Genomic DNA, 953 nt, shown 5'->3' with positions numbered 1-953 from the left:
CCGCGGCGCTGGCCACCCAGGTCGACGGATTGGCGGCGCGCGCGCGCGCGGTTCCGCGCAGCCGCAGCAGTTGCAGGATCTGCTCGATGGACAGGCGTTTTTCACGCAACGCGGCACGCAGCAGGTGGCGATGACCGGGCTGCTCGACGAATTGAGCCTGCGACTGCCGGAAGACACCTGGTTGAAAAACTGGACGTGGAAAATGGCCGCCTGCAGCTGATCGGCTTCAGTGGCAGCGCTTCGGCGCTGGTGCCGCTGCTGGAGGATTCTCCGCACTGGAAGACACCGGCATTGACCGGCGTGTTGCAATCGACGGGCGGCCGTGACCGCTTCACGCTCGTTGCCGAGCTGCAACCGCCCGTGATGGAGACCGCCGATGGCGCTGTCCCCCACACGCCGTGACCGCTGGCTGGCCCTGGCGCTGCTGTTGCTGGCGCTGGCGCTGGTCTATCTGCTGCTGATCCATCCGCTGTTCATCCGGCCGTTGCAGGAGGTGGATGCGCAGGTGGCGGCGTTGCAGGAACGCCAGCAGCGCATCGCCCTGCAGTTGCGGCAGGCGCCGCAGATCGCCCAGCGCCTGCAACAGGCGCAACAGCAACTGGCCCTGCAACCCGGTTCATGGATGAGCTATCGCCCGAGCGGGCGGCCTCGGCGCTGGTGCAGCGGCTGGAAACGGCGGTGCGCCAGGCCAGTCCGGGCAATCGCAGCTGCGCGATCAGTGACCGCTCGCCGTTGCCGGCCGATCACAGCGGGCGCTTCGTGCGCGTTGCGATCCAGGCGCGGCTGCGCTGCGGCAACCGCGAGCTGATCGCCGTGCTGCATGCCCTGGAAAGTGGCAGTCCTTATCTGGAGCTCACCCGTCTGGATATCCTCGCCCAACCCGCCGCCACGCCGCCGGGCGCCAGTGGCGGCGGACTGGATGCGGCCTTCGAGCTGGCTGGCTATCTGCGCCC

At 68.6% G+C, this 953-nt stretch carries 2 protein-coding genes; both read left to right on the top strand.

The window, feature by feature from the left end:
• Positions 1-195: 195 nt before the first annotated feature.
• Positions 196-402, top strand: a complete 207-nt coding sequence (locus tag JCM9942_RS16870; protein WP_054660992.1) for a PilN domain-containing protein — start codon at positions 196-198, stop codon at positions 400-402.
• Positions 403-618: 216 nt separating this feature from the next.
• The coding region (gene gspM / locus JCM9942_RS20390) for a type II secretion system protein GspM (protein WP_256202420.1) at positions 619-953 on the top strand (335 nt) is incomplete at its 3' end.

This window comes from Stenotrophomonas pictorum JCM 9942 (assembly GCF_001310775.1).
In the GTDB taxonomy this organism is placed as follows: domain Bacteria; phylum Pseudomonadota; class Gammaproteobacteria; order Xanthomonadales; family Xanthomonadaceae; genus Stenotrophomonas; species Stenotrophomonas pictorum.
The sequence above is the reverse complement of the archived record's forward strand: the minus strand, read 5'-3'. Positions and strand labels throughout refer to the sequence as shown.